30 protein-coding genes, 1 tRNA gene, 1 pseudogene and 1 riboswitch are annotated in these 26,393 nt (G+C 52.5%); of the genes and pseudogenes, 16 read left to right on the forward strand and 16 right to left on the reverse strand.

Annotated elements, in window-relative coordinates; all coding sequences use genetic code 11:
* The first annotated feature begins 32 nt into the window (after window positions 1–32).
* The gene (locus tag FY152_00515; protein UXS30644.1) at window positions 33–1,022 is read left to right on the forward strand and encodes an Hsp33 family molecular chaperone; all 990 of its coding nucleotides are present in this window, start codon (window positions 33–35) and stop codon (window positions 1,020–1,022) included.
* 60 nt (window positions 1,023–1,082) lie between these two features.
* Here the strand turns inward: FY152_00515 and apaG are convergent, their stop codons facing one another.
* The 3 genes from apaG to FY152_00530 form a co-directional block, all read right to left on the reverse strand.
* The gene (gene apaG, locus FY152_00520; protein UXS30645.1) at window positions 1,083–1,475 is read right to left on the reverse strand and encodes a Co2+/Mg2+ efflux protein ApaG; all 393 of its coding nucleotides are present in this window, start codon (window positions 1,473–1,475) and stop codon (window positions 1,083–1,085) included.
* 245 nt (window positions 1,476–1,720) lie between these two features.
* Window positions 1,721–2,905: an O-succinylhomoserine sulfhydrylase gene (locus FY152_00525; protein UXS30646.1), complete on the reverse strand. Its 1,185-nt coding sequence runs from the start codon at window positions 2,903–2,905 to the stop codon at window positions 1,721–1,723.
* Window positions 2,902–3,102 carry a hypothetical protein gene (locus tag FY152_00530; protein ID UXS30541.1) on the reverse strand — a complete coding sequence of 67 codons (201 nt, stop codon included), beginning with the start codon at window positions 3,100–3,102 and terminating at the stop codon, window positions 2,902–2,904. The genes FY152_00525 and FY152_00530 overlap by 4 nt, the downstream gene beginning before the upstream one ends.
* A riboswitch (SAM riboswitch) is annotated at window positions 2,949–3,027 on the reverse strand. (Overlaps the previous gene by 79 nt.)
* On the opposite strand from FY152_00530, the gene FY152_00535 reads away from it, so the two are divergent.
* The 3 genes from FY152_00535 (at window position 3,101) to FY152_00545 (ending at window position 5,712) form a co-directional block, all read left to right on the forward strand.
* Window positions 3,101–4,201: a 2'-deoxycytidine 5'-triphosphate deaminase gene (locus tag FY152_00535; GenBank protein ID UXS30647.1), complete on the forward strand. Its 1,101-nt coding sequence runs from the start codon at window positions 3,101–3,103 to the stop codon at window positions 4,199–4,201. The two genes, FY152_00530 and FY152_00535, sit on opposite strands and share 2 nt — an antisense overlap.
* A gap of 53 nt (window positions 4,202–4,254) precedes the next feature.
* Window positions 4,255–4,328 (forward strand) — tRNA-Gly (locus FY152_00540).
* 163 nt (window positions 4,329–4,491) lie between these two features.
* A complete protein-coding gene (locus FY152_00545) occupies window positions 4,492–5,712 on the forward strand; it encodes an integrase arm-type DNA-binding domain-containing protein (protein UXS30648.1) in 1,221 nt (406 codons plus the stop codon).
* Here the strand turns inward: FY152_00545 and vsr are convergent.
* On the reverse strand, window positions 5,694–6,098 hold the full coding sequence (vsr, locus tag FY152_00550) for a DNA mismatch endonuclease Vsr (protein ID UXS30649.1): 405 nt from the start codon (window positions 6,096–6,098) through the stop codon (window positions 5,694–5,696). The two genes, FY152_00545 and vsr, sit on opposite strands and share 19 nt — an antisense overlap.
* Before the next feature lie 268 nt (window positions 6,099–6,366).
* Between vsr and FY152_00555 the strand changes: the two genes are divergently transcribed.
* From FY152_00555 to FY152_00570, 4 genes are read left to right on the forward strand one after another with little or no spacing between them, the layout of a single operon-like run.
* The gene (locus FY152_00555) at window positions 6,367–7,446 is read left to right on the forward strand and encodes a DNA cytosine methyltransferase (GenBank protein UXS30650.1); all 1,080 of its coding nucleotides are present in this window, start codon (window positions 6,367–6,369) and stop codon (window positions 7,444–7,446) included.
* Window positions 7,443–8,564 (forward strand): DNA (cytosine-5-)-methyltransferase, encoded by a 1,122-nt coding sequence (gene dcm / locus FY152_00560; GenBank protein UXS30651.1) that lies wholly within the window; start codon window positions 7,443–7,445, stop codon window positions 8,562–8,564. Before FY152_00555 ends, dcm begins: the two co-directional genes overlap by 4 nt.
* Window positions 8,565–8,573: 9 nt before the next feature.
* On the forward strand, window positions 8,574–10,049 hold the full coding sequence (locus tag FY152_00565) for an AAA family ATPase (GenBank protein UXS30652.1): 1,476 nt from the start codon (window positions 8,574–8,576) through the stop codon (window positions 10,047–10,049).
* A complete protein-coding gene (locus FY152_00570) occupies window positions 10,046–11,323 on the forward strand; it encodes a hypothetical protein (protein ID UXS30653.1) in 1,278 nt (425 codons plus the stop codon). The genes FY152_00565 and FY152_00570 overlap by 4 nt, the downstream gene beginning before the upstream one ends.
* 24 nt (window positions 11,324–11,347) lie before the next feature.
* Here FY152_00570 and FY152_00575 read toward each other — a convergent pair whose 3' ends face one another.
* Entirely contained in the window at window positions 11,348–11,899 is a 552-nt protein-coding gene (locus FY152_00575) for a recombinase family protein (protein UXS30654.1), read from the reverse strand.
* Window positions 11,900–12,180: 281 nt separating this feature from the next.
* Here FY152_00575 and FY152_00580 point away from each other — a divergent pair, with 281 nt between their 5' ends.
* From FY152_00580 to FY152_00595, 4 genes are all read left to right on the forward strand, one after another.
* Entirely contained in the window at window positions 12,181–12,588 is a 408-nt protein-coding gene (locus FY152_00580; GenBank protein UXS30655.1) for a hypothetical protein, read from the forward strand.
* Between the two features lie 20 nt (window positions 12,589–12,608).
* Window positions 12,609–12,947 carry a hypothetical protein gene (locus FY152_00585; GenBank protein ID UXS30656.1) on the forward strand — a complete coding sequence of 113 codons (339 nt, stop codon included), beginning with the start codon at window positions 12,609–12,611 and terminating at the stop codon, window positions 12,945–12,947.
* Window positions 12,948–13,272: 325 nt separating this feature from the next.
* The gene (locus FY152_00590) at window positions 13,273–13,806 is read left to right on the forward strand and encodes a hypothetical protein (GenBank protein UXS30657.1); all 534 of its coding nucleotides are present in this window, start codon (window positions 13,273–13,275) and stop codon (window positions 13,804–13,806) included.
* On the forward strand, window positions 13,807–14,511 hold the full coding sequence (locus tag FY152_00595; GenBank protein ID UXS30658.1) for a hypothetical protein: 705 nt from the start codon (window positions 13,807–13,809) through the stop codon (window positions 14,509–14,511). It begins immediately after the preceding gene.
* A gap of 165 nt (window positions 14,512–14,676) precedes the next feature.
* On the opposite strand, the gene FY152_00600 is transcribed toward FY152_00595, so the two are convergent.
* The 4 genes from FY152_00600 to FY152_00615 all read right to left on the reverse strand — a co-directional run bounded on the left by FY152_00600 (window position 14,677) and on the right by FY152_00615 (window position 19,172).
* A complete protein-coding gene (locus FY152_00600; GenBank protein UXS30659.1) occupies window positions 14,677–16,629 on the reverse strand; it encodes a DUF262 domain-containing protein in 1,953 nt (650 codons plus the stop codon).
* A gap of 167 nt (window positions 16,630–16,796) precedes the next feature.
* Window positions 16,797–18,230 carry a hypothetical protein gene (locus tag FY152_00605; protein UXS30660.1) on the reverse strand — a complete coding sequence of 478 codons (1,434 nt, stop codon included), beginning with the start codon at window positions 18,228–18,230 and terminating at the stop codon, window positions 16,797–16,799.
* Window positions 18,227–18,772 (reverse strand): DUF805 domain-containing protein, encoded by a 546-nt coding sequence (locus FY152_00610; GenBank protein ID UXS30661.1) that lies wholly within the window; start codon window positions 18,770–18,772, stop codon window positions 18,227–18,229. The genes FY152_00605 and FY152_00610 overlap by 4 nt, the downstream gene beginning before the upstream one ends.
* A 49-nt stretch (window positions 18,773–18,821) precedes the next feature.
* Window positions 18,822–19,172, reverse strand: a complete 351-nt coding sequence (locus FY152_00615; GenBank protein ID UXS30662.1) for a hypothetical protein — start codon at window positions 19,170–19,172, stop codon at window positions 18,822–18,824.
* 105 nt (window positions 19,173–19,277) lie between these two features.
* Here FY152_00615 and FY152_00620 point away from each other — a divergent pair, with 105 nt between their 5' ends.
* Window positions 19,278–19,538 carry a helix-turn-helix transcriptional regulator gene (locus tag FY152_00620; GenBank protein ID UXS30663.1) on the forward strand — a complete coding sequence of 87 codons (261 nt, stop codon included), beginning with the start codon at window positions 19,278–19,280 and terminating at the stop codon, window positions 19,536–19,538.
* Between the two features lie 52 nt (window positions 19,539–19,590).
* Here the strand turns inward: FY152_00620 and FY152_00625 are convergent, their stop codons facing one another.
* On the reverse strand, window positions 19,591–19,956 hold the full coding sequence (locus tag FY152_00625; GenBank protein ID UXS30664.1) for a DUF3768 domain-containing protein: 366 nt from the start codon (window positions 19,954–19,956) through the stop codon (window positions 19,591–19,593).
* A gap of 5 nt (window positions 19,957–19,961) precedes the next feature.
* Window positions 19,962–20,567, reverse strand: coding sequence for a hypothetical protein (locus FY152_00630; protein UXS30665.1), 606 nt, complete (start codon window positions 20,565–20,567; stop codon window positions 19,962–19,964).
* Window positions 20,568–20,861: 294 nt separating this feature from the next.
* Between FY152_00630 and FY152_00635 the strand changes: the two are divergent.
* Window positions 20,862–21,120, forward strand: a pseudogene (locus tag FY152_00635) (ABC transporter ATP-binding protein).
* Between the two features lie 109 nt (window positions 21,121–21,229).
* Window positions 21,230–21,622, forward strand: a complete 393-nt coding sequence (locus FY152_00640; GenBank protein UXS30666.1) for a hypothetical protein — start codon at window positions 21,230–21,232, stop codon at window positions 21,620–21,622.
* 42 nt (window positions 21,623–21,664) lie between these two features.
* On the opposite strand, the gene FY152_00645 is transcribed toward FY152_00640, so the two are convergent.
* A complete protein-coding gene (locus FY152_00645; protein UXS30667.1) occupies window positions 21,665–21,880 on the reverse strand; it encodes a hypothetical protein in 216 nt (71 codons plus the stop codon).
* Between the two features lie 384 nt (window positions 21,881–22,264).
* Here FY152_00645 and FY152_00650 point away from each other — a divergent pair, with 384 nt between their 5' ends.
* Window positions 22,265–22,828 (forward strand): hypothetical protein, encoded by a 564-nt coding sequence (locus FY152_00650; GenBank protein UXS30668.1) that lies wholly within the window; start codon window positions 22,265–22,267, stop codon window positions 22,826–22,828.
* A 20-nt stretch (window positions 22,829–22,848) separates the two neighbouring features.
* On the opposite strand, the gene FY152_00655 is transcribed toward FY152_00650, so the two are convergent.
* The 4 genes from FY152_00655 to FY152_00670 all read right to left on the reverse strand — a co-directional run bounded on the left by FY152_00655 (window position 22,849) and on the right by FY152_00670 (window position 25,158).
* Entirely contained in the window at window positions 22,849–23,655 is an 807-nt protein-coding gene (locus FY152_00655; GenBank protein UXS30669.1) for a hypothetical protein, read from the reverse strand.
* Window position 23,656: 1 nt separating this feature from the next.
* Window positions 23,657–24,082, reverse strand: coding sequence for a hypothetical protein (locus FY152_00660; protein ID UXS30670.1), 426 nt, complete (start codon window positions 24,080–24,082; stop codon window positions 23,657–23,659).
* A complete protein-coding gene (locus FY152_00665; GenBank protein UXS30671.1) occupies window positions 24,079–24,297 on the reverse strand; it encodes a hypothetical protein in 219 nt (72 codons plus the stop codon). The genes FY152_00660 and FY152_00665 overlap by 4 nt, the downstream gene beginning before the upstream one ends.
* Window positions 24,298–24,432: 135 nt before the next feature.
* Window positions 24,433–25,158, reverse strand: coding sequence for a hypothetical protein (locus FY152_00670; protein UXS30672.1), 726 nt, complete (start codon window positions 25,156–25,158; stop codon window positions 24,433–24,435).
* Between the last annotated feature and the right edge of the window lie 1,235 nt (window positions 25,159–26,393).

Here is a 26,393-nt window from a genome sequence, read left to right on the forward strand (position 1 = left end):
GCGGCGCAACGGCTGCGCCAGGGAGTTATGATATGGCAGATGTAACGGTTGAACTGGACGATCTCGATTTTGCTGGCGACGACAAGGTCGTACCCTTTCAGGTCGAAGGTCTGGATGTGCGCGGCCGCGCCGTGCAGGTCGGCCCGCTGTTGAATGCCATTCTCGAAAGACATGATTATCCCGCCGTGGTCGCCCGCCTTCTCGCGGAAGCGACGGTACTGACGGCGCTGATCGGCACCTCCCTGAAATTCTCCGGCAAGCTGACCGTTCAGACCAAGGGCGATGGCCCGGTCGATCTTCTCGTGGCGGATTTCACCGCGCCCGAAAGCATGCGCGCTTATGCCCGCTTCGATGAGGAGCGGCTGGCGGAGGCGATTGCGGCGGGAGCGACATCTCCCGAACAATTGCTCGGCACCGGTATTCTGGCCTTCACCATCGATCAAGGCGCGGGAATGCAGCCTTATCAGGGTATCGTGCCGCTGGACGGCTCGTCGCTGGAGGAAATTGCCGGTGTTTATTTCCGTCAGTCCGAACAGCTTCCTACCCGTGTGCGTCTCGGTGTCGCGGAGTTCTTCGACCGTGACGGCGAAGGCAAGCCGCGCCATGGCTGGCGTGCAGGCGGCGTGATTGCCCAATTCCTGCCCCAGGCGCCCGAGCGCCTGCGTCTTCGCGATCTCCATGGAGGTGACGGTGACGAGGGTGGTTCCGAAGTGGCGGAAGACGATGCCTGGACCGAGGCGGTAACGCTGCTGAACACGGTGGATACCGATGAGCTGACCGACCCGCAGGTGCCGGTGGAGCGCCTGCTTTACAGGCTTTTCCATGAGAATGGCGTGCGCATCTATGATCCGCAGGTCATTTTCGACCGCTGCAGCTGCTCGCGCGAAAAGATCAAGGGCGTTCTCTCCGGCTTCACTGCCGAGGAGATCGAGGCGAGTGAGGAAGACGGCGCGATTGCCGTGACCTGCGAATTCTGCTCCACGACCTATCGCTACGATGTCAGCGAGTTTGAAAACGCCTGAAGCGGTTTGACTGGCGAGGCTGCGCTTTTGAATGCGCAGCTTCGCGCGGATGCGCCTGCTTCAGTTCAGAACCCGCAACAGGCCAGGTGAATCCAGCGAAAATGCGGGTATGGTGACATTGAACACCTCGCCTTTGTCCGTTTCCATTTCATAATGGCCGAACATCAGGCCGGACGGCGTATCCAGCGGGCAGCCGGATGAGTATTCGTAGCTGTCACCGGGGTTCAGCTGTGGCTGCTCGCCGACGACGCCGGGGCCGTAAACCTCGTCCACCTGTCCATTCTGGTCGGTGATGTGCCAGTAGCGGTTGACGAGCGTTACCGGAATATCGGAATTGTTCGAGATCACGACTTTATAGCCCCAGACGTAACGGTCGTCATCCGGGTCGGATTGTTCCTCGAGATAATACGGATCAACCGTAACCTCGATATCCCTTGTCAGAGCACGATACATACGCGCCACACCTCGATCTTATGCCTGCTGCCAATATCCTACACTATAGGCTCTGGCTATCGTCAAGAAAATGAATGACTTGACGGGCAGGGGGCATCTCCTGTTGCGCTGTTTTCCACCGTTAGGGATAACGATAAAGGTAAATATTGGTTGCGTCCCACCGGCTTTTGCCAGGATGGCGGAACCGGTTACGCACCATGGCCCGACGGTGAAGGCGGGCCATGGCGATTGTGTGGGTTTGATTTTCAGGCGGAAACAGCCGCCAGTCCCTTTGCCAGATCCTCCAGTAGATCGTCCGTATCCTCAATGCCGCAGGAAAGACGCAAGGTGCCGCCGGAAATGCCGAGTTCGGCGCGCGCCTCATCGGTCAGGTTCTTGTGCGTCGTGGTGCCGGGGTGGGTGATGAGGCTCTTGGCATCGCCCAGATTGTTGGAAATCTTCACGATTTCCAGTGCGTTCTGCAGCGCGAATGCCGCTTCCTTACCGCCCTTCAGCTCGAAAGCCACCAGCGTCGAACCGCCGGACATCTGCCGGGCGATGATGTCGGCCTGCGGATGATCGGCGCGGCCGGGATAGATGACCTTGGCGACCTTGCCGCTATCGGCGAGAAAATCAGCGATTTTGCCGGCATTGGCCGTCTGCTGCTTAACGCGCAGCGGCAGGGTTTCAATGCCCTTCAGAAGCGTCCAGGCGTTGAACGGCGACATGGCCGGGCCGGTGTGACGGAAATAGTCCTGCAACTCTTCCTCGATCCACTTCTTGTCGGAAAGGATCACGCCGCCAAGGCAACGGCCCTGGCCGTCAATATGCTTCGTCGCGGAATAGACGACGATATGGGCGCCGAGTTCCAGCGGCTTCTGGAAGAGCGGCGTTGCGAAGACGTTATCGACCACGACCTTCGCACCAATCTGGTTGGCAAGCTTCGCCACGCCGGCGATGTCCACCACTTCGAGCGTCGGGTTGGTTGGGCTTTCGAGGAAAAACAGCTTGGTGTTCGGCTGGATCGCCTTTTCCCAGTTACCAAGATCGCGTCCGTCGATCAGCGTGCATTCGATGCCGTATTTGGGCGCGAGCGTCTCGACCACCCAGCGGCAGGAGCCGAAGAGGGCACGGGCGGCAACGATATGGTCGCCGGCGCGCAGCTGGCACATGATGGCGGCAGTGACGGCGGCCATGCCGGAGGCCAGCGCCCGGGCGTCTTCCGCACCTTCCAGCAGGCACATGCGCTTTTCGAACATGTCATTGGTCGGGCTTGCATAGCGGGCGTAGATGAATCCATCCGTTTCACCCTTGAAGCGCGCTTCGGCGGCTTCGGAGTTTTCGTAAACGAAGCCCTGGGTCAGATAGATCGCTTCCGACGTTTCACCATAGGGTGAGCGTAGCGTACCGCCGTGAACGAGCTGGGTTGCCGGGCGCCATTTATTGCTCATGTGATCACCTTCAAAACAAAAAAACCGGCCGCAAAAGCAGACCGGTTCCTAGCACCCGGTCTTTTTAGCCACTTGTTTAACGTGGCTGCAAGCCGACCGGCCAAATCACCACGGGATAAGCTTGCCATACTGCCGTTACCGGCTTGCGTCAATGCTTTCCTTTTGGTTTTGTCGCCGTAAAAAGGAATGATGACCATGATCAGAACCACGGGCATTTTGGCGGACGGCGCAATCAGGGCGCTGTTTGCGGGCGGCAAGCTGAAAAGCGAGGCCGATCTGGATGCTGACCAGGTGCAGCCCGCCAGCCTTGATCTCAGGCTCGGCTCGAAGGCCTATCGCGTTCGCGCCAGTTTCATGCCCGGCCCCGGAACCCGCGTCATCGACAAGCTCAACCGCTTCAGCCTGCACGAGGTCGATCTCACCCAGGGTGCCGTGCTGGAAACCGGCTGTGTCTACATCGTTCCCCTGATGGAGAGCCTGGAACTGCCGGCGGAGATGTCGGCCTCGGCCAATCCCAAAAGCTCGACGGGGCGTCTTGATATCTTCACCCGCGTCATGACCGACAATGCGCAGGAATTCGACAAGATACCGGCGGGATATTCAGGTCCGCTCTATCTGGAAATCAGCCCGCGCACTTTCCCCGTCGTGGTGCGCCGCGGATCGCGCCTGTCGCAGATCCGCTTCCGCGTCGGTCACTCGCTGCTAAACGAAAGCGAACTGCTGAAACTGCACGAGACGGAAATGCTGGTCGCCAGCGACACCCCGAACGTGACCGGCGGCGGCATTGCGCTTTCCATCGACCTGAAGGGTTTCGGCGAGAACGGGCTGATCGGATATCGCGGCAAGCATCACACGGCGGTGGTGGATGTCGACAAGAAGGCCCAGCACGACGTTCTCGATTTCTGGGAACCGCTTCATGCGCGCGGCCGCGCGGAACTGATCCTCGATCCGGATGAATTCTATATTCTCGTTTCACGCGAAGCCGTACACGTGCCGCCGCTTTACGCGGCCGAAATGACACCGTTCGATCCTCTGGTGGGCGAGTTCCGTGTCCACTATGCCGGCTTCTTCGACCCCGGCTTCGGCCATGCCCAGGCCGGCGGCACAGGCAGCCGCGCCGTGCTCGAAGTGCGCAGCCACGAAGTACCCTTCATCCTCGAACACGGCCAGATCGTCGGCCGTCTGGTTTACGAGCACATGCTGCACAAGCCGGAAGGCCTCTATGGCACTGGCCTAGGCTCAAATTACCAGGCGCAGGGCCTGAAACTTTCCAAGCATTTCCGCGCGGAACAATGACCCTGCCAGGTGCTTGACACCCGGATCGAACTGTCCGATGTCTTATGCGCGGCGCGGGTGTAGCTCAATGGTAGAGCAGCAGCTTCCCAAGCTGAATACGAGGGTTCGATTCCCTTCACCCGCTCCAGCGACCTTTCCAACAAGATCAACGAGGTCCAACAAGCGCTGATTTTCCAGCGCTTTTGCCTCGCGCGCGCGTAAGTTCGTGCAACGGTATGCAGTGACATCCAGCAATTTTGTCGGTAAAAATTACGGTATTCGTCATCGTGGTAGGAAGCCGATACCGTAAAATGGCACTGACAGACATTCAGGTTAAGAACGCCAAAGCCGACAGCAAACCGCGCAAGCTGTCCGATGAAAAGGGGCTTTACCTCTACATATCGGTTGCGGGTGGCAAGTCCTGGCGCTTCGATTACGATTTTTTCGGCAAGCGAAAAACACTGACGATTGGGGTATATCCAACCGTAGGCTTGGCGGATGCTCGAAGATTGCGTGATGAAGCCAAGAAAAAACTCGCTGAGGGTTTGGACCCGTCGTTGGCCAAGAAACGCGATCAGCTTGCTGCCAAGGCCGCTGCCGGAAACACCTTCGGCATAATTGCAGATGAGTTCATTGAAAAGCTGAAACGCGACAAGCGCGCAGAGCCCACAATCACTAAAAACAAATGGATGTTGAAGGACCTCGCCGAAAAGCTTGGGCCTTATCCGGTTACTCAGATTTCGGCGCGTGACGTTCTTGCTGTGCTGACCAGCATTGAGAAGAGCGGCCGTGTGGAGAGCGCACTGGCTACTCGCGCTGCCATCGGTCGAGTGTTTCGCTACGCCATCGCAACAGCGAGGGCCGAGAATGATCCGACGTCGGCATTACGCGGGGCTCTCCAACGCCATGTGCCGGTCAATCATGCCGCCTTGACGACGAAGGTTGAGATGGGCGGCCTGATGCGGGCTATTTACGGGTATGAAGGGTGGCCTTCTTTGGTTGCGGCCTTGAAAATCCAAGCGTTATGTTTTGCTCGTCCCGGTGAGACACGTTCAATGCAGTGGACGGAGTTGGATTTTGATGCCGCCGTTTGGACCATTCCTGCCGAAAAAACGAAAATGCGCAGGGAGCATCATGTGCCCCTCTCGACACAAGCGGTAGAGGTTCTCACGGAGATGAAGGAGCTGTTTGGCAATAAGCCCTATGTCTTTCCTTCAATGATGTCTGGCAAAGAGATTCTTTCCGAGAATTCCATGAATTCGGCCTTGCGGCGGATGGGGGTCACAGAGGCGCAGCATACCGCCCACGGATTTCGTTCTTCCGCCAGCAGCATTTTGAACGAGTCTGGTGAATTCAGTGCCGACGCGATCGAGGCCCAGCTTGCACATCTCGACACGCAGTCGGTGAGGCGCATCTACAATCGAGCCAAATACTGGGAGGAAAGAACGCTTATGATGCAATGGTGGGCAGACCTACTAGATCGTGAACGAGCCTACCCACCGCTAGGTAACGGTCATAGTAATTCGTTATAAAGTCTCGAACGAAGCGTCGCGATATCGCGCGTTTCGCACTCCCAAATTACTAGCGATTTCCAACCAAGCGATTTAAGCGCTTCCTGAGCGGCCGCATCGCGAGCCACGTTCGCCCGAAACTTCTCTTCCCAAAAATCGACGCGGCTTTTCGGTGTCGACGTTTTCTTGCAGTTCGTATGGCGGTGCCAAAAGCATCCGTGCACAAAGATCACGATCTTTCTGCGCCGGATTACCATATCTGGCGTTCCCGGCATGCCCTTACAGTGAAGCCGATACCTGATACCCATGGAGTACACAAGCCGTCGGACCACTAATTCAGGAACGGTGTTTTTGCTTTTGACCCGCGCCATTATTGATGAGCGCTTTTGAACTTCCGCCGCGTCCATTGATTTCCAAGGCAATTAAAATCAGACTTAAATGATATCAAGTGAATGTGGCAATAGTCAGTGTTGGATTAACCATTCGACTTTGATAACCATAACGAATCGATCACTGATTACGATAAGGACGTATGATTTGCTCGCTTTTCGCGACGTGCCTGTGGTTGGAGAGGGCTTACCAAAATCGGAGCTCATGAATGCTCTCGACGATTACAATTACTTGAGGCTGGCTGGCCGGCCAGTCCAGACAAACGTTAAAGGGGTTTTCACGTACGTGGACCTCTTCGCCGGCTGTGGCGGAACAGCTCTTGGCGTCGAAGAGGCGTGCCGGGCGGTGGGTTTAGCGACCTCCGTTCCCTTCGCTATTGATAACAGTGCTGCGGCCTGTGCTGTATTTAGAGACAATTTCCCTTCCGCAAACTTGCATCAAGGGGATGTCGGGGACTTTTTCGAGGCAGATCTAGATGCTCCGTTAAACTCGGTGGAAATTGAGCTCGCAAAGAAGGCTGGGAAAGTTGACTTAGTTATTGGAGGACCACCCTGTCAGGGTCATTCCGATCTAAATAACTACTCGCGCCGAGCGGACCCAAAAAATGCCTTATACAGTACCCTTGCTCGCGCTGCGAAAGTGTTCAGGCCTCGGCATGTTATCATAGAGAACGTACAAGGCACGCCGCACGACAGAGCCGGTATATTTCAAACTACCGTTAACAATCTAATAGGACAGGGATACCATGTCGAATTCGGACTAGTCGATTTATCTCGGCTTGGTGTTCCACAGACTCGTCGTCGTCACATTGTGGTGGCGTCTCTAGAGTTCGCGCCGCCGTCGATCCCGAAAATAGTCCAAGAAAATGAGGTAACCGAGCGTCGCGATGTTCGCTGGGCGATTGGTGATTTGCTAAAAACCGCCAGCACGAAGCTTGTTGACCAACCCTCGAAGCCCTCGAAAGACAATGTTCGGCGTATTGAATACCTTTTCAATAATGGGCTTTATGATCTCCCAAATTCGGAACGCCCACCTTGCCATAGAGATAGAAAGCAGACCTACAACAGCGTGTATGGGCGCCTCAAATGGGATTTGCCGTCTCAAACAATTACGAGTGGGTTTTATAGTATGTGTATGGGCCGTTATGTGCATCCTGAAAAATATAGGACACTGACTGCGCATGAAGCAGCAAGGCTCCAATGTTTTCCTGATTTCTTCTCGTTCGAGGCGGCCGGTAGCAGAACAGCTATAGCGACATTGATTGGAAATGCAGTTCCCATGAAGCTTTCATACGCAATTGTGCGATCGCTCCTTAATATTCAGAAGATAGAGAGAGAGCCAGTTCAGAAGGTTGATAAACTATGAAAGTCGCTGGCTTATTTGCGGGTATCGGCGGGTTCGAGGTGGGTCTGAGCAAATCAGGACACGAAGCAGCCTTTTTCTGTGAGCTTGATCCGGCGGCAGCGTCAATTTTACGGCGGCGTTTTCCCGGCGTAGAAATTCAGTCCGATATACGAACACTGGGCTCGTTGCCTAGTAACATCGATCTAGTTACAGCGGGATTCCCTTGTCAGAACTTAAGTTCCTCGGGTCTCAAAGCTGGAATAACGGGTACCCAGTCGTCACTTGTGAGTGAGGTGTTCCGTTTGCTCGAGTCGCGGCCAGTAGAATGGGTCTTGATCGAGAATGTTCACTTTATGCTTCATCTCAACAAAGGCGCAGGAATGCGGGCAGTCGTCGAAGGTCTAGAGCAATTGGGATATTCTTGGGCATATAGACTGCTCGACACAGAGTCGTTTGGCCTACCTCAACGTCGGCGCAGGGTGTTTATCTTGGCCAGCTTGAACCATGATCCTAGAAACGTCTTGCTTTCTGAGGACGCGCCGGCGGCTCCAATTCGTGAGCTAAGCATTCAACAGCCGGTTGGTTTTTACTGGACCGAAGGCACATACGCGACCGGGTTAGCCGCGAACTCGGTGCCGCCGTTGAAAGGTGGCTCTACAATTGGAATACCGTCTCCCCCGGCGATCATGATGCCTGATGGACTTGTGGGTACGCCTGATATTCGTGATGCCGAACGTCTACAAGGATTTGCCGAGGATTGGACGAACGATCCAGCGGTAGGGCGTTCCTCGTTTCGTTGGCGACTTATCGGCAATGCAGTATCTGTAAACGTCTCAGCTTGGCTTGGTTCGAAGCTTGCTTCGCCAGATAGATACGATCACCAAAACGATGACCCAATTTCGTCCGATGAATGGCCGAATGCTGCGTGGAACGTCGGTGGAGGCAAGTATAAGTCGCGCGCATCGTCAAGACCGTTACTCGGTGTCGAAGCCGGACTAGGTGATTTTTTACGTCACCCACTAAAGCCTCTATCCGCGAAAGCAACAAGTGGTTTCTTGAAGCGTGCTAGAAAAGGCAATCTGAAGTTTCCAGAAGGGTTCCTCATTCGTTTGGACCGGCATTTAAAACATTGCGCTTGAGGGAAACACATGAAAGATCTTACTGCTCCTCTTCCGCAACCCGTCTTGTCTGAGCTCGATGGAGCATTGGAAAGTCTTAAGGACGCAAATCGTAGATCCAATACGAAGGGAAAGCCCCTCAAAGATTGGTTTAAAGATAACCTCGGCCACGAAACAGCCGTCACCTACATTACCGCCGACAACCAAATAGGGAATCGTTTTAAGGAGCAGCGAGGAAAACTCGCACCATACACCATTTTCTTTTTTGTCGATGAGAAGCTAATAGGTCGAACCAAGGCGAAGATTGGCGAATACGTATACCCGGAGTTGGAGGCGGCATTTTTCTTCATTTACGACAAAGGCCAGAAAACATACAAATTGCCGTTGGTTCTGACCAGAAATCCTGATGATCAAATAGTGCTACGCCTTGTCGCTGACAAAGGGGATCAATATACGGCGATCCAAGCTTTACCAGTAGCAGTTGGTGGTAAGGCTGACAACGTTAATAAAACCTTGGGCCATACCAAGGAGAAAATCGATCTAGTCGGCATAGACGGTGCAATTGCACAGGCGTCGGCAAGTATCAATGCGGGCAAGCACGTTATCCTCTTGGGGCCTCCCGGAACAGCAAAGACTGAATTGGCCGAGTTGCTTTGCCAGAATTTCAATACCGATTATGTGTTGTCTACCGCGACTGCGGAATGGAGTACATTTGAAACTATTGGAGGGTATCTGACCTCTCTGACGGACGAAAGCACAGAGCTTGATTTTCAAGCTGGAATTGTGACAAGCAGCATAAAAGATGATGTATGGCTCATCATCGATGAGTTCAACCGGGCAGATATGGATAAAGCGTTCGGGGAGCTTTTTACAATCCTTTTGGGCAAAACGATTGATCTGCCGTACAAGAAACGTACGGGCGCGGGTGCGAAACCTGTGCAAGTTGGCCCGGACGCCTCTGAGATTAATCGGTATCCCATTCGTCTTTCATCGAACTGGCGTTTGATTGCCACGATGAATAGTTTCGACAAAGCTAGCTTAGCTAGACTGTCGCTAGCGCTCATGCGGAGGTTTGCAATTGTCCATGTTGATCCTCCGCCGCCAGATAAATACGAAGAGCTCCTGTTGAAATTCGCAGCTTCAAGAGCGCCGACGATGTCAAAAGCCGATAGTGCTTTCAACGATTCGGTCGGTCATTTGGCCGCATTGTTTGCGCGAGAAACGGTTGGCAGTTTCCGGCGGGCAGATATACATATCGGGCCCGCTATCCCTCTCGACTGTATCAAATACTTTGCGTCCAGGTTAACGCAAGACGAAAGCTTGCCCCCCTCCGCGCTGACAACTGAGGCGGTTACCAACTATTTATTTCCGCAATTCGAGGGGCGCGACGACATTCATTCAGTCGTGATAGATAGTTTGGTGTCTGTCGTTGGGTTGGATGAAGCTGAGAAAAAAATCGCTTCCGATAGGCTGGCTGTCTTTACAGGGTTCAGACGAGCTCGATGATTTCAAAGAGACAACGCTGGGCAGACTTCATCTGTCATCCAAGTCGTCCAACGCGCTACCTTTCTGGACTCAGCGATACTGTAGGAATAACCGTTCAGCCCATTAGCGATCCCACGTTCGTTGACTTTGTGAACAAGCTCGCGGCTGGGAATGACGACGGCAGCTTACTTATAGACGCCCTGGACTACGCTTTCGGTGGGTACCATGACTTTCTCGATAGCAGGCTGAAAGCTCTTCTTAGAAGTTTGTCGAACACAAGCGGAAGAGAGCAGACTGTGGTTGGTCCAGCAATTAAGGGTACAGTGGATTGGCCACGCACGCTTACTGGACGTGCAACAAGTAGACTTCCCGAGGGACGTTTCGTGGTAGGGCGACCCTTCAAGTCTTTTGACCTCCCCGAAAATCGACTTCTGAGTTATTTTCTTTTGAATATCGTAAGCGATATCAACCGCTTGACAGATGCACTCGGCAGTGGGGCTTTGATTGCAAAGTATAGCGAAATGCGCCGAGCTGGAGAAGCTGGACTACGTGATTTCAACCTTCGCAAAGTTTCAAAGGTTGTCAGTCCTACTTCCGTGATGCTGAATGAAGCACGGTCAGCTAGAGACGTGTCATACCGGGAGCTTGCGGCGTTAGTTGAACGAAGAGAGGCAATCACTTCTCAACGCTCGATTGGTAAGCTTGAGGCAGTTTTGGAGTTGGTGAGGACTGGTTGGCTTGCTCCCGTGAGTGATGACAATCTATTTGAAGTATATGCACTTGCGGTTGTTCTTGACGTACTCGCGAATGAGTGTGGATTGGGACAACCAACGCAATATGGTCTCGTCACAAAAAAGCGAATGCATGTGGCACGTTTCACGTCAAATGGTCTTATCGTGAACGTTTATTATAATCAGTCGCCATCTTCTATTTTTGGGCTTAAATCGAGATATCGGCGGGTGGTGGACGGATGGGAGGGCCTTACCGGTGGAGAGCGTCGTCCCGATATCATGTTAGAGTTCCTACGAAACGGCTCGAGACACGTGCTGTTGATCGAATGTAAACGTTCTGATGATGACGGCTACAGAAGAGACAGTGTCTACAAAGTTTTTGGATACTTATACGACTTTCAAGATTTGTGGCCTCGAAGTGACTTGCCCAAGACCGCCCTAATTATGCCGGATGGATTAAAGGCAACGGGCCAATCAGGAGGGTCGTTGGATATAATGTTGATTTCCGGAGATCAGCGGGCGCAATTTTTTGCAGTAATCGAGCATATTATTAGTAAAATGTAGAGTAAATTTATTTAATATCTATATTTAGTTCGTGTTGTTTTTAATTATTCGATACACTTGCATTCTGGAACATTTGGCTTGCCGCGCGATTGCTGCAATGCCAACACCTTCTAGGTATAGATCAGAAATAAACTGATAATCTATCCGACGCTTCCCTCCTTTGTAGACTCCAGCGCGTTTTGCCCGCGTGATTCCTTCGAGCTGGCGCTCTTTAATAAAGCGCCTCTCCATTTCGGCGACCATGCCCAAAACGGTCAGCATAATCCGCCCCATCTCACCACGTGTCGATACTCGTGGGTTCAATATTGTTAAGAAGGCGCCCCTTGCTTCACATTCATGAACGATGTTCAGCACATCACGTGTATCTCGCCCGAGACGATCTAGCCGCGTCACGATTAACTCATCGCTTTCCCGCAAGAAGTCAATAATCGTAGCTAGTTCAGTTCGACCCTCACGGCTTGCCCCAGACACCTTTTCAGCGCGAATGATAGCGCATCCTTCTTCTTTAAGTTGTTTCTGCTGAAGATCGAAGTCCTGATCGACCGTGCTCACGCGGGCGTAACCTATTTTTGTCACCTGTCACCTCAAGCTTTAGGCCACAGGGTACCAAGTCACAAATAGTAGCTGTCAACTCATATGTTACATCAGTCGGTAGGAGTTAAGTTGCGTCACATGGGGGTATACCCTCAAGTGACGCTCGCTGCGCTAGTTTCACGCCCAGCGGGTGCCGACTGTAGTTGCAGATTGAAGAAGCTATGGCCAGCTACAGTAACACAATATTGCACTAACACACGCTCATGGTAGTATTATTGACAAAGCCATTTGGGACTTTCTCAAACAAGGATTTGCCTCACGGGATGATCGAGCGACTTGATAAAATTCCACCTAGCAAGGATTTGGTCGCTTTCTTAGCGAGCGTGTCTGATCTATTCACACGCTTGCGACTATGGGTCGAAGCTAATGGGGAACAAATTCTTTCGGTAGCGCGTGTCGCGCACCGAAATATTATTTTTGAGAAGGCGGGATGGCTTTTGCACCATACCACTCCACTCCATCTGATAACCGATGATATGACAGAGCATGACATCACGCCGATACTTGAAGCATATTATCTGGAGAGTTGGTCAGATATCGCTGTGGCATTCCGAAACCGTGTGGGGGAGATGAACCTAGACAAGGAAGCTCGAGCCGCGTTTGAAGAAGCTCTGCTCGCCCATGGCCGGGGCTCTACCGTGCAGCTATACGCGTTGTCTTCCCGGAAATAGAACGCATCGCCCGGGACCAGTTGCTGGAGGGCACGCTTGAAGGGATAGCCAGCCTAAAAGAAGTACGTCAAGCTGCCGGAGAACTGGGTTGGGGTGAGTGGCAGAAATTTGACGAGGACCCGATATTTGGTCAATTCACGGTGATGTCATACCATCTCTACGAAGTTGCAAAAACGCGCGAAAGAATTGCCCAGTTAGCATATTCGCCCATTCCTAACCGTCACGCCGCACTACATGGTTTAATTGCATACAATAGCCTCCAGAGCAGCGTGTCGGCAATAATCATGGCGGAGTTCATGTTCAAAGCCATATCGATTCTCAGGGATCGGCCTAAGACGCAAATGTGCGGTCTGCTATAAATCGCTTTGGCAGCATGATACGTTGCGTTGTTTCAACGATGGCTCTACGAAGAATAGCACAAATAGCGCTATTTAGGCCAGTTTTCTATTTCGCAGCATAATATTACAACAGCTATCAGAAATAGAGATAAGTGGATTGACTTGCGAATTGTGTCTTGACCAAGGTATAGATCGGAGTCGAGATGGAATATTCTAGACGGCTTTGGTTTCAATGCTTGCCGTCATAGCCCAAGCCGGACAACTGAGACGTTTTGTGGTCCTTTAAACATCCAGTGGTCACCATCGTTGGCCAAATTGATCCAGGATGCAAGCAGGGAGAACATTTATGCGCGAAATCGAAGGAATTAAAGAGGCAATGAAACTCCTCGAGCCGTACTGGACTGACATCGAGGACGACTTCCTTCACCACAATACGCGTTTTCTGGAGCTCGCCGCTACAGATCACGACATACTAGGTCGCGTGCTCCGATCTCACTTAGTCGTCGAAAATTTCCTAAACAGCTATCTGCAGGCGACATTTGGTTTCGACGACTTAGATGATCTCCGGCTATCGTTCGCGCAGAAAGCGAAGATGCTTCCTTCCGCCCAAGCGAGCGCAGCTTTCATACGTCCCGGCGTCATCCAACTCAACAAAATTCGAAATAAGTTTGGGCACACGCTGACGCATGCCATTGAACTAGCTGAGATCAATTTGATCACCCAGATTCTCGATATCGCGAGACCGAGCACGACGTTCGCGGAACCCATCGAAGCTATCGAGGCGTTCGCGCCTATCGCATGCGCTTTTCTTTCAGTGCCACCAAAGCATCTGGAGGAGGCTCTTCTAGAAGCATTCAAGACTGTTCGCTGGGAGAGTTAAATGGACCTGGCTTATTGGACACGACAGCGCACCGACATCATTCGGCTATTCTACGATAAGGGGCGCGTTCCTTTCGAGCAACTCAAACGCGATATCGAGGAAGAAGTGCGGCCATGGGAGCCGCCCTACTTCAACCCCGAGACCGATAATCCGGAGCCAGCGTTCCTCGCCGAGTGGATGCAAGCGGATCAGACCCGCGAGCTAATCGGGATGCTGGCGGTGTCCCTACTTGCGGATACCTTGAGCCTTTATTTTGTAGAGCTTGAACGTGAGATCGGCATCGCGTTCGTTGATCCTAAAGAGCGTATCGCCCTGTTCAAGCTAGGGAAGGTCGAGGCATATCGTCAGATAATCCAGCAAGTCTTGGGCGATGCGTTCGAAAACTGCCCTGTAAGATTCGACGTCATCGAGCAGGTGATTCTCGCGCGCAATGATTTTGCTCATGGCCAAGATTTCATATCGTTTCAGACGATGCACAATCAACGGACCATCGAAAAGCATCCAAATCCATTCTTCACCAACACAAAAGAGTCTCTCGCCGAAGGAGACATCCCAGACTGGCGACGCCTTTCAATCGAAGTCAGCCGTGAGAAGCTGATGGCAGCTATCGATGAGGTGGAAAAGTTAGCAGATTGGGTGGATCGGAACGAAGAAGCCGTGTGGGAATGGCGCGCCGAGATGAAGGCCGTCAAAGACAGTAAATAAGCCTTTTCCAAATTCATCGAAACAATGCCGGGGCTCAAATCACCGCTAGATGAAAGTTCAGTGGCAGGTCAGACCACATTAATTGCCGACGAGACGACACGGCAAGCGCGCGCAGTTAGTACGGTAAGCTAGTTGCCGAACCCATGCATACGGAGTGGAAATCCTCTAGGTTCGCGACCAGATTTGCCGAGCAAGCTCGAAGAGAATTTTGCCCCGTCCCTCAATCTCGGTTTCACCCCAGTTTTCGCATTTCACGAAATCCCTCGTTAGCATCAAGATCGACTGATCCTCAAATTCTTGACGCTTAATCGGGAAAGCGAGGTTGCTAACGCTGCTGTTGAAAGACTGGGTCACGAGGGTAAGGTTGCCCAGAGTGTGCTTCACTCTATTCCGCCGAACAATCCTGCCCACCATGCTATTGTCCTCAAGGACGTGACTAATCGCCTGATAATAGTCGTCTTTGGTCGGCTGCGTATCACCGTCCATTGGCCAATGTTCTCTCCAAGTCTGGGGCAGTATGTGCTCGACCGTAAGTGTATCTGGGAGGGACTTGTCTTCCTGTTTCTTGCCCCGCTTAGCGGTTTCGATTTCAGAGAGCAGCGCACGAACCCGAGCAGGGCCAAGTGTCTCATACAGCGGCTTGCTGGCAATCGCTACTTCGAACTCAGCGTCATGCGGGAATCGGCCGCTCTCTGCGGTAAGGCCGAGCAGGAAGGTTGACAGTACTTCATAGGTCCAGCCGGACTTTTCAAGAGCAGCTATCACGGTCAGGAATAAGTTGTTGTAATTTTTCGAACCAAGCCCGCATACCGCGCGGCGAACAATAAGGGACAGCAGCAAGTCGAGTGACTTCTGTTTGTCTTCGACGGCCATATCGCTGGCCCAGAGTCGTAGGAGCAGAGGATTGATCGTCGTCACGTCCCAAGGACGCAGCCGGGCTGAAAATATGGCGAGTGGTGAGCCCGACGAGCGCTCAATGATCTCCCGGTAGATTTTCCCGTAACGCTCCAGGTCCTGAATCTCGGCCAAAACGGTTGCATAACGGGGTGTTGTGCTGTTCCGCGCCGAACGCAAGAATGCTTTGTACTCCGAAAACAGCTTGGAAATAGTCACCTCACCGGCGATTTTCCCAGCAATGAAGTTAGCCAGAAAAAACTCGATACGTTGCTTTTTGTAGCGTCCCTGTTTTTCCATAGCACTCCAGAATCCGTCCTCGAAGGGTTTCCAGTGCTTTTTGAACAGCGACTCGGCGTCCTCGCCACGTGCGTCGGCTCGTTGAAAGATATTGTTGCGCACAAGATCGGCCGCGAGCAGAGGTTCGCCCCGGTCATTCAGGGTTTCAAAGATGACCTGTGCGTCGTCGCCCTCATCTAGAACAATCTCAACAACCTTGAATTCCTCGAGCAGCGATTGCCATATCGCGTCTAACTTCAGCTCCAGAGGGGTCTCGTCATCAGTGGTGACATCTTCCGCACCCGCCGCCTCTGGCGCCTCATCCAGATCGTCGAGAAGGTCGTCGGTTTCGACAGAGTGCTTTATACGTCCATAGAAGTAATCATAGGCCCGAAGCATGGACGGGATGGTGCTATATTCTTTCACCTGATCACGTTTGGCGAGCCAGTGTTCGCGATAAGACTGACGCAAGGCAGCTCGGTTCTCCGAAGAGACAATATTCACGAAGAGCTGGCGGTTGGATTGCGTTGGCCAAACCTTGTATGTCTCAACCTCAGGATCTTCCATGAGCTGAGGATCGCTGTTTAACATATAGCGTTTTATATTGCCTTCGCTCGTCCCATGGCCGATATGTTGGGCATAGTGTCTGGCTGCGGCCAAAAAAAGTTGAAACGTTGTCAATCGCTGCTGGCCGTCGACTACCTGAAATGATGGTACCTGCTTTACCGATGGCCTTGCCCTGCTTTCCAGCACAACAGCGCCCATGAAGTGCGAGAATCGCCGCTCGCGACCCGCAAGCCGTTCAATCGCCTTGGTCCGTATGTCCTGCCAGAAGGGCTCCCATTGTTTCTCGCGGCTCCAGACATAGTGGCGCTGATAGATCGGCACGCAATACCGGTTCCGGTTCTGCAGCAATGTTCCGATTTCGACCGGTCCGGCTTTCATGGAAATCCCCTTAAAGTTGTCTTTTGGCTACAATGCACAGATGTGCTCTGCAGACAAGCCGCCCGAAAATCAAAAGCCTTTTTGTTGCGATGAAAATAGAGTTAAGGGCGCCTTCCGCGTTGCAAGCTTGCAAGCTGATTAATCACGTGAGCGGCCTAAACGATAGATTATTTTGCGCCGATGCAAACGCGAACGCTTTCGCTTTTCCAGCACTGACCTGCACGCTTCATTTCGCCAAGTCGCGTGTGGGCGTGTGTCGCCCCGGGCGTATCGTTCCACCAACCGTCTGCTTCGTCGTTGTCAACCTCGATGATGGCAAAGTAGCCATTGGCCTCCATGACGAAGCTGCCGTCCATGCTGCTGTATGGACCCCAATAGCACGCCCCATCTATCGCTTTGGTCCCATCGACTTCCAGAACACAGCCCTTCCGATTTGGAGGCGTTTGCTTCGCCGCAGGATAGTTGCTCGCCTTTTCCGTCTTTGAAGCAGGTTTGTTGAAACATGCCTGAAACTGGGAGAAAGGGCCTGCGGCATCGGCGAGGCTGATGGCAATCGTCTTGCCATCAAGGTCGGCGATTTCCAGTTTTTTGCCTTTCTTGCCATCGTCGAGGATTTGCGGTGAGATTTCGTAGAAGCCGTGCCACCCGAAATAGTCTTCTGGATGGCCGTTGGACATTTGAACCGTCTTATCATCCACCTGCCAAGACGTGCGAACAGTGCCGTCAAAGTTTCCATTCTCCACAAACGCAACGAAATCCTTGCCCGGTGTGCCCATGAAGCCAACTGTCACATTGCCCTGCGTCGCTGCCACAAAGCACGTATCGCCCCAATCCTCCTCGCGTTGATCAAAGGTCCACGGTGATGTTGAGGCGGCGGTGGCTGCGGCTGACTTCGGCGGCGGGTTTTGAAGCATCACGCTGCGGTTTGCAGGCGCTTGTGCGGCTGTTCCGGCACCATCACCTGACGGTTGCGCAAATGGCGACGTAGACGAAGCCTGAGGGGCCTTGAATAGCGATGGGCCGAGCCCAGTCAAAGTGGATATGCAGGTATCGAAGCCAGTCCCCAGCGCTATTGCCTCTTTATAGGTCATCACCGGCACGAGCCATGGCGGCTCATTTCCTTGGAAGGTGATTGCCAACGGTGCTGGCTTGTTTGTCGAGATCGCTGTTCCCAGAATGGTCGTAACCTTGAAGCCACCGCCATCTTCAGCAAAGTCCTCAGGGATTTCACCATAGAGCTCATCGCCGTTGACCACCTTCGAAATGAACTGAATGTTACCCGCCCATTCGGTTCCGATGCTCACATTGGTTGTCTGGCCCGCCGGAAGGTTCCAATTTTGCTTGGTGAGGCGCAGCCGTGGGACGATTTTGTCTATGCCGATGAGCGTGTATTCGATCACGACCGACTTCCCCGACCATGCCGTGCTGCGGAAACCACAAAATGCTTTATCGCCGAAGGGGTCTGGTGTCTTCAGTATGACCTGCCAGCTATTACCTTTGTGGTAGGAGTGTTCTCCAGCCACGGCAAGTGTCGAGATTGAGGCCACGATAGTGGCGCTCAGGCTGAGCGCGGCAAGAAGTATTCCGGCATTCTTTGTCATGATGATTTTTCCATGTGAGATGGGGCAGTTCGGCGCTCTCTCCCAAGCTGGCCGGTGCCGATGATGCCCGCCTTCATCGTTTCAAATTCCTCGGCGGTGATCGCACCTGAAGAGTGCAGTGCCACGAGTTTTTCGATGCGCTCAATCTGTTGGTCCGAGCCTGAAGAGGGCAAACGCGGGGCAGGGCGCTGATCGCGGTGCTCGGGAAAGTCCGTTTCCCCATGCTTTGACGGGGTGCTACCGATCACTATGAAAGCAACGATCCCAACCAGCGGTATTAGGCAGGTCAGCACAAGCCAGCCGCTTTTCCCAAGGTCATGCAGACGCCTGACGATGACGGCGAGCGAAGGAACATAGTGGCCTATGACGATCAATGCCGAAACGAGGGGCTGTGGCTCACGTGGCCCGGCAATGGCCACATCGACAATCAATCCGCCGATGGCTAAGCCCAGCAACACAAGGTGGTAGTACCAAAATTCCTTTCGTGTGGATCGGCCTGAAAAGGTGGCGTAGCGGCGCATGGCGTCGAGGTAAGCGCTCATGAATAGTCCCCGGTGTATGGCTGTTGTTGTGATTTAGGCCATAACGCTTTCACGCTGCTGGCTGGCTTTCCTTCCGCTTGGCCGAGCGCCACGTGAAGAATCCCATGACGGCAAGCAGGAGGGCAATCACGCCCCAAACCGACATATCTCCGAAAGTGCCTTGCGACGACACGATAAAGGCCATCAGCGCCGATACGAGGAAAATGATGGCACCCACCAGTGGCAGGCCGAAGGAGAACGCGCCACCGATCACCAACAGCGCGCCTGTCAGCATGCCGACCGCCCCGGCGCTGCCGGTTGCTTGATCATTCAGCAGGCCGCTTCCCGCCGTCACCGCGCAGGATTGCAGCAGCACCAACAAGCCGAGGAAGAGGCCGATAATTCCAACTGCGATTTTCATATTACCCCCAATTTGACGCCGAGTAGGCAACCGTAAGTCGTTAACAGGAAATATGTCGTATATATTCGATGGATTAATGCCCGGCAAGATGGTCGCCATGCCGGGATGGAACATCGCGAACGCATTGGATGGAATCTCAGGAAGGTCAGGACGGCTAAGCGCGTTACGCAAGAGAATCTTGCTGTTGACGCAGGGGTAGACCGAACCACCATCAGCGGTATCGAGAGAGGCGATTTTAATGCCTCGGTCGATTTGCTCGCGCGGCTTGCCGATGCGCTCGCCATCGATATCTCCTTATTCTTCGAAGTACCTGCTGAGGCTACCCCGCCTGAACCGCTGAAGGCGGGTCGCAAGCGGGGGCGCTGATCGCCGGTCAAGCTGAAAAGGCGCTTGACGATGAAAAGATGGAGCGCACTGGTCAGTACTCATCTGCCCGCATGACGGTAAGCACCCGGCACGTAACATCATCATCCGCCGGATCGGATGATCCGAATTGCAGGTCGAGGTCGTAGTAGTCGAGCTTCCAAAAGAACACGGCGTCTTCGAGCGTGACGGCACCGAAGTCATGCTCGCCATAAGGGTCGTTGTCTGGCGAGAAATCATCGAACGTCTGCACCGCCACTATGATCGCTCGCCGTTGTTCGTCGCTGAGGTTTGTGACGCCCAGTGTCAGCAGCACTCGTCCGCCGGAGAGGCTTTTTCGAAAGGCGTCGTTTTTATCGCGGATGGCTGCGGCCCGAGCGGCCGCATCCTCGCTGATGTTCTGTTTCAAAGCGCAGCCCATGGCGATCACTTCTCGACATAGGCAGGGTGAATGAGGGCCACCTGATCGACGCGGCGGGTGAAAGGCAGCATATCGAGATAATCGCGCCACTTGAGGCGAAGCCCTGTGTCGCCGTCGATCTTGATGACGGTGGCTTCGTACCACCCCTCGAGCGGACCGTCGGTTGCCAGTACAAGGCTGCCCACCGTCAAATGGTCCCAGCTTTCGGGCATATTCTTGGGCGGAACGGGGTAGCTGGTTTCCGGGGCGGGTTTGTCCGGCACCACACGCGGTTGCTCCAGCCGTTCGCGCTCCTCATTGGACAGGTGGGCGGCGATGGCCTGATAGAGGTCCTGCTTCACAAACGGCACGAAGGCCTTGCCGCTATCGAACAGCTTGCCCTGCGGCAACCGGCCGAGAAACGCCCTGAGTTCGTCGCCTTCCACTTTGAGTGACATCATGCCCATCAGTTCGGCAGCCTTCTCAGCTGCGCGGGTATCGGTGGCAGGGAAGAATGAAGCGTGGGGCCTGCCGTTGTCGTCACGGCCGAGTATGATGACGGGGCAGGGCAGGCTGACGGCAGGGTTGGCGGGTAAGGCGGTGGCCGTGGATGTAGCGGTTGATACGTTCATGACTAGCTCTCCAAAACAAGCAGAGGGGCCGAATGGCCCCTCGCACCGGCAGCACCGCCGGCGTGTTATGATATAGCATTGCAACTAAAGATTGTCAAATTGCGTAGTTGCAACTACAGTCACGGAGCGGTTTCGACGAGCGGAAGACATTTCAAACCCGACCCTCAGCGCGCCTTAGTCGGGAACTCCCGCTAAAAAACAGCCGCCAATTGAGATTGAAAGCCTTGCTTGGTTCCATGTCGGACGCGTAGCTGATTCCTCCCCGTCGATGCCAAACTGAGATCCGAGAGGCCCATGTCGATTTCAGATACGATTTTTCGCCCCTTCGAGACGCTGATGCGGCCGCTCGACATTCCCTTCCGGCCGATGCCGTCGAAAGGTCCCGTCGCGGTGCTTTTGCATTTCATCGGGATGTTTCGCGGCGTCCTCATTGCTCTTGCCTTGTCGTCCATGGCTGTGGAAGCCATCGACCTCTCGATCATCTGGGGGCTGTCTGTCATCGTAGATGGCGTGACGGTGCAGGGGAGCAGACGCTTTTCTGAGAAATGAGTGGGGAAACGCCAGATTGGCGGCCTTATTCCCGAAGACGGGTAGGTGACGTCGTACGCGGTAGTAGCCCGAAGCTTAGAATAGAGAGCTTCGTCATGTGTAAAGAGGGTACGATGAAAACCGATTGGAATTCGATCAGAGGCATGCTGAATGCAGCAGTCGACGCCTGCGAACGCATCGAGGCGCTGCAGTATGCCGAGACTGACCGGGAGGCCATGATCGATATCGGCGGACAAAAGGTCAGCGTCCACGATTTTCTGGTGATCGCGTGGACATACCCGGAGAAGCTCCGCTACCAGATCATACGCGAACGCCACGACACCCGCGTCGATATCCCATACGTGCCGGAGGCAGCGCGCATTCTGTTGGCAATGTCCCAAGCTGCAATTGAATTGGTGGATGCTGGTGAAGTGACCCCGGCCAAACAAGACATTCAGCAAATGATCAAATGGTTTGAGGAAGATCTGGTGCCCGGGATTGAACGTACAATCGCCTCCCGTCGATAGGCAACCGTTGTCGACAGAATGGCGTAAGGCGCCAATGACGGGTCAGATAGCAGCCAGACACTCCGCGTTGGAATATTCCTGATCCAGCAGCTTTGCCAAGTTTTCATCCATTTCGCTGAGCCGCATCATATGCGCAGTGATCTGCAATGAGATGATGTGACGATCATCTATCGAAAAACGTTCCCACCTCTTGAGATTGTCTATGACCTCGATAAGGTCGAGGCGTTCTCGTTCTAGTTTCTCCAAATTCCAGATCATCGCAGCCGGGCTCCCGTTTCGACTTGCGTGAAACGTAGCATGCCGGGCTCGGTTCAAACCGATAAGATTTAGCGTAAATTTTATCTAAATCTCCGCTCGGCTTGTCCAGAGAAACCGCAGGTCGGCGCTTATCCGGGTCTGCGAGTCCGCCGCCAGCTGCAAAAATCCCCTAGAGACGCCGCCGTAAATAACGGTCGGCATAACGCCAATTACATTTGCAGGCCGCAAGGTCGTGCGTGGAAGCGCCACGCGGGACTTTGCCTGCTTCATCTGGAGACACAGATGCTGCGTTCGCAAGGGCAAAGCATATGGGCCAGCTGTACCCAAATTACCCTACAGACACACCCCCACACACAACCAAACCTAACCAAGGGAGATATGCTTATGCATACCCATACCCATACCCATACCCAGCAGCTACTCGATGCCTACACCCAGATGGTGGAAGAGAGAACAGTAGGGGGTTGGGAAACTTACATGGTCACGTTGATGTTCAACCCGTTGGCAGGCAATGAGAACGCCAAAAGGCAGCAGATGCGTCGGATTACGGAGAACCTATATGCGCTCCTGTTGACCCGCTTCGTCAGGCGTCCTCACAACACTCCGATAGTAGAGATGCCATTCTGGCTCGCCAGTTACGACTGGCCAGTGCGGAAGCTGTCTGGCTGGACTGCGGCTGACAGCATGATCAATGATGGGATGCATATTCACATTCTCGCGATGATACCGCCCAACGGACGTGAGGGCCGTCGTCTAACGGACGTTATCGCGAACGCACCGGCAAGCTTTCTGATCGGAAAGACTGCGCCGCTTTCCCGCATTCATGTCATGCCCATCGAAAAGACGTTGGCGCGAGCCGCTGCATACACCCTGAAATCGGTGGACAGAAAAAGAACGACCCCGGAAGACGTGATTATTCTTCCGAGGTCGAGGAGCGAGCTTAAGTAATAGAAAGACGATGAGGTTGACTAGCCCTTGTCCGATGGCTCAACATGCTTCACCTTGTGCACCAGCAACCTGAAGGATGCGCTGATGCTTTCAATGGTCGCGGTGATCTTAACCTTCTCACCCACTTTATAACGCGTAAGAGATTTCTTCGAGTTCTTGAACCTCATAGACCCGGACCAGTCAAAAGGATCGCTAGCCGGGCGATCAGGTTGATCGAGATCATGGGTTTTTTCACTTTTCTTGTCAGGACCCGCGTTAGCCGCGCGGGTCTTTTTCGGGGCCTCTTCGGTCACGCCCTCCTCAGGCCGACGGCTCTCGTTACTGTCGTTCTTGTCATTTTTATGCTTCTCCTTCTTCTCCTTTTTTTCCTTCTTATGCTTGGCGTATTCTGCAGCGAGCTTTTTAAGACCTTCTTCTTCGAGGCGAGCCTTGAGATCGTCACCCCGCAGGCCTTCCTCCTGCACCAGAAGGGCAACGGCGTTGTAGTAGAAGCTGGCCTTCTTCTGCGCACCCTTGCCGGGACCCACCATAAACTTTATGGCAAAGCGCACGGCTTGATGGATTTGGTCTTCTTCCGGTCCCCCAGATGCCCAAGATTTGCAAAAGCAAGCCCATTCTTCTCTATCGTCTTGCATTTCCAAGCCGATCTCGACTGCAGCAACGATATCGGATCTTATGCCCTCGCGATGCTCTCGACGGCGTTCTTGATGCGCATCATGAAGTGCCAAGATTCTGGCGACAGCTGTGTCGCCATTTTCGGTACTTTTCGGATAATCCGAATTTTGGGCTGCGATTTTCGACCGCGTTGAGTGAGCAGCGGCTGCCATATCATTCGCCCTCCAGTTGATCGTAGCCGGCCTCAGCTTTGCCAATTAGCGCTTTCAAGTTGAAAATGAGATGGCTAAGGTTGGACCGGTAAAGGTACCTGACGGTGTTCTTCATCTTAATTTCTGTTCTGCTAATTTCTTGCAGAAACTCACGAATACGCTCCAGCAACTCGAGAATTTCGTCTTCTTCATAGCCGCAAGACCAGCCATATTCGGGCAACGGGCACTCATAGGACCGAGTGATGAGATTCGAGCTCAAATCGCGAACTCGCGTCGATGATTTGCGCTTGAGTGCCTTGCGCAACTTCTCAAGCTCCTCGCAGAAAAGCGTTAGTCCGTTAACGACAACTGGGGCTTCTTCTGATCGGTCTTGTCTGTAGGCCCATTCAGGATAGCTTTCATCGTGATCGGGGGGATCAAAAGTCATGCTGCACCGCCTTCCTGTTCCATACGATCAATGAAAGCGATGATTTCGGAGGCGCGCCATGCACGCATACGCGGGCCTATTTTAATGCCGGGTGAAATCCGACCGTCGCGAACCATCATCCAGAACGTGGATTTGCTGATCGGCAAAATTGCATTGGGTCCGGCGATTTGATTGGGCCGAAGAAGCCTGTTGGTATCGATTAACTGCTTTTCCAATTTTTAGTCCTCTGTTGTTGAGGACTCTCAAATTACTCACGAATTTTAATTTGAAAACAACATTGTTATCCTGTGAAAACGCACAAAACCGCCTCTAATTTTTATAGGTCTTTAAAAAACAAGCCGCAACCTAACCTATTTCACAGATGGTCGGAGCTTCATTAGATGATTTTTCATAGCAGACTTAACCTGTCTTGCTGTGACGTCGTTAATGACGGTGCGGCAAAGATTATGGATAAGAACACAATCTGGGTTGGTAAATTCTTCAACTATTCTGCCAGCCTTTTTGTGAGAGACTATGTCGAAAGAGCGTGTGAGGTTGCGGTCGAAAGCTTCCTCGACGCCTTCAGTAAGTTGGACGACAAGTACAGAAACAGGCAGAGTTTTTCTTCCCCGCGTTTCGGATTTCTCCCCGCGACGCATTATCGTTCGGGCTGCCATCAGCGATGCTCCTAGATTATCTGGTAGCAGGTCAACTCCACGAAGCTCCAAGTGAGCATTAATGATGTCGCGACGAGTTTCAGGGATGCGTCTGTAAAGATCCCGCATTTGTCCTAGTATCGACAAAGTCCTCTCCCAGCTTTCTTTTTGTTTGTCAGTCCTGTCTCTCCATGATTTAGTCGTTTTTTCAATAAAGTATATAACAGAGAAACGTATAGTTTTAATAACGTCATCTTTTGTATTTTGTAACTTATTAATCCTATCGAAATCCTTCGAGAAATGCACTGGAAATTCACTAATGGTACTTAGAGTTATTGAGGAAATATCATTCAAGGTGTTTTCGAGATTTTTATTGTTGAATGTTTCCCACTCTTCAATTGCTGCTTTGCGCGCTTTTTCATACTCTCTAAAGTAATTCATATGACTACCCACCTCTCGAACCGCATATCAAAAACTTAATCGCGCAATGCCGAATGATGCAATCGCGTTTGACTGTACAAGATGGATTATCCATATGCGACAAAAGCCAATGCATTATCCGGTATTTTTATCGGTATTTTTAATTGACTGTTAGAAAATAAATAGGTTTTTCAAATATTTGAGCTGCTATTATGATTCCCTTCACCCGCTCCAGCGATGCCGCTATCCATGCGCCAAAAATATTCCAGGTCACAAGAGAAAGCCCAGATCACACCCTTCTGGAAATCTTGGAAAATTCAGCGGCAACCTGAAAATGTTCAGTATTAACATTCAGGACATCGTGCATTGAAGGCACGCCGTTTAAGCGGTTTTGTTCGATAAACGAGCTGTCACAGTGTGGCGCGGTATGTGACCGTTTATAGTGTCGCTGCCGATCTGGTGTTCGTGCCGATGAGGTGAGCGTTGATCTTGTCACTCATGGCAGCAATCTCGTTGATTTTGTCGTGATAGCTTCAGGTATGGCGTTTAATCAGTATATAATTGTTGTTATTTTATGCTGCAAAAAATCAACGAGAGGATAAATTGCGAGAGAAAGACATTTTAAAAATTGTATATTTTGTAGTATTATTGATATATTTTGTGAAATTATCGATATCTGAGTTTCGGGAGATATTATTTTACAAAAATAATGGTTGGGATTTTCGTCAAGATAGCAAAACGGATATCCGGGTATATAAAGGTGATTCCGCTGAAGCGGAAAATGAATACTAAAATGAATCAAGAGTTGTTTTTGCGAAGCCTTTCGATATTTTAATGTTGCTATTCTTCATGATAATGTTGTTTTTTTATGGAATATAAATGAGGAATGAAAAGATATGACACTGTGCTCGCTGAACTTTACTGGCATAGACATTACCTCGACCTCCCTGCCATTCACGAAAGTAGCAAAAGTATTACCGGCCGGACATGCACGATTTTTACCGGAACCGATCTCGTGGCAGGCCAACCTCCACAAGACGAGTGCATCGGGCGCGCCTAATCTCGGTCACGCACGTCGTGCCTGAATCAATGCGGGAACGTTATTTGCGGGGTACAGCTGCCGCTTTCTCGATATGAACGCCTATATTTCAATGATTTGTACAAACGGCCGCGCAAGCACAATAACGGGTGGCCGACGAGAAATGATGACCTCTCCATCGGTGGCAAGCCGTGCTTCAAAGAGTATATGCGATTTA

Origin of the sequence: Agrobacterium tumefaciens (genome assembly GCA_025560025.1) — a bacterium.
GTDB lineage: Bacteria > Pseudomonadota > Alphaproteobacteria > Rhizobiales > Rhizobiaceae > Agrobacterium.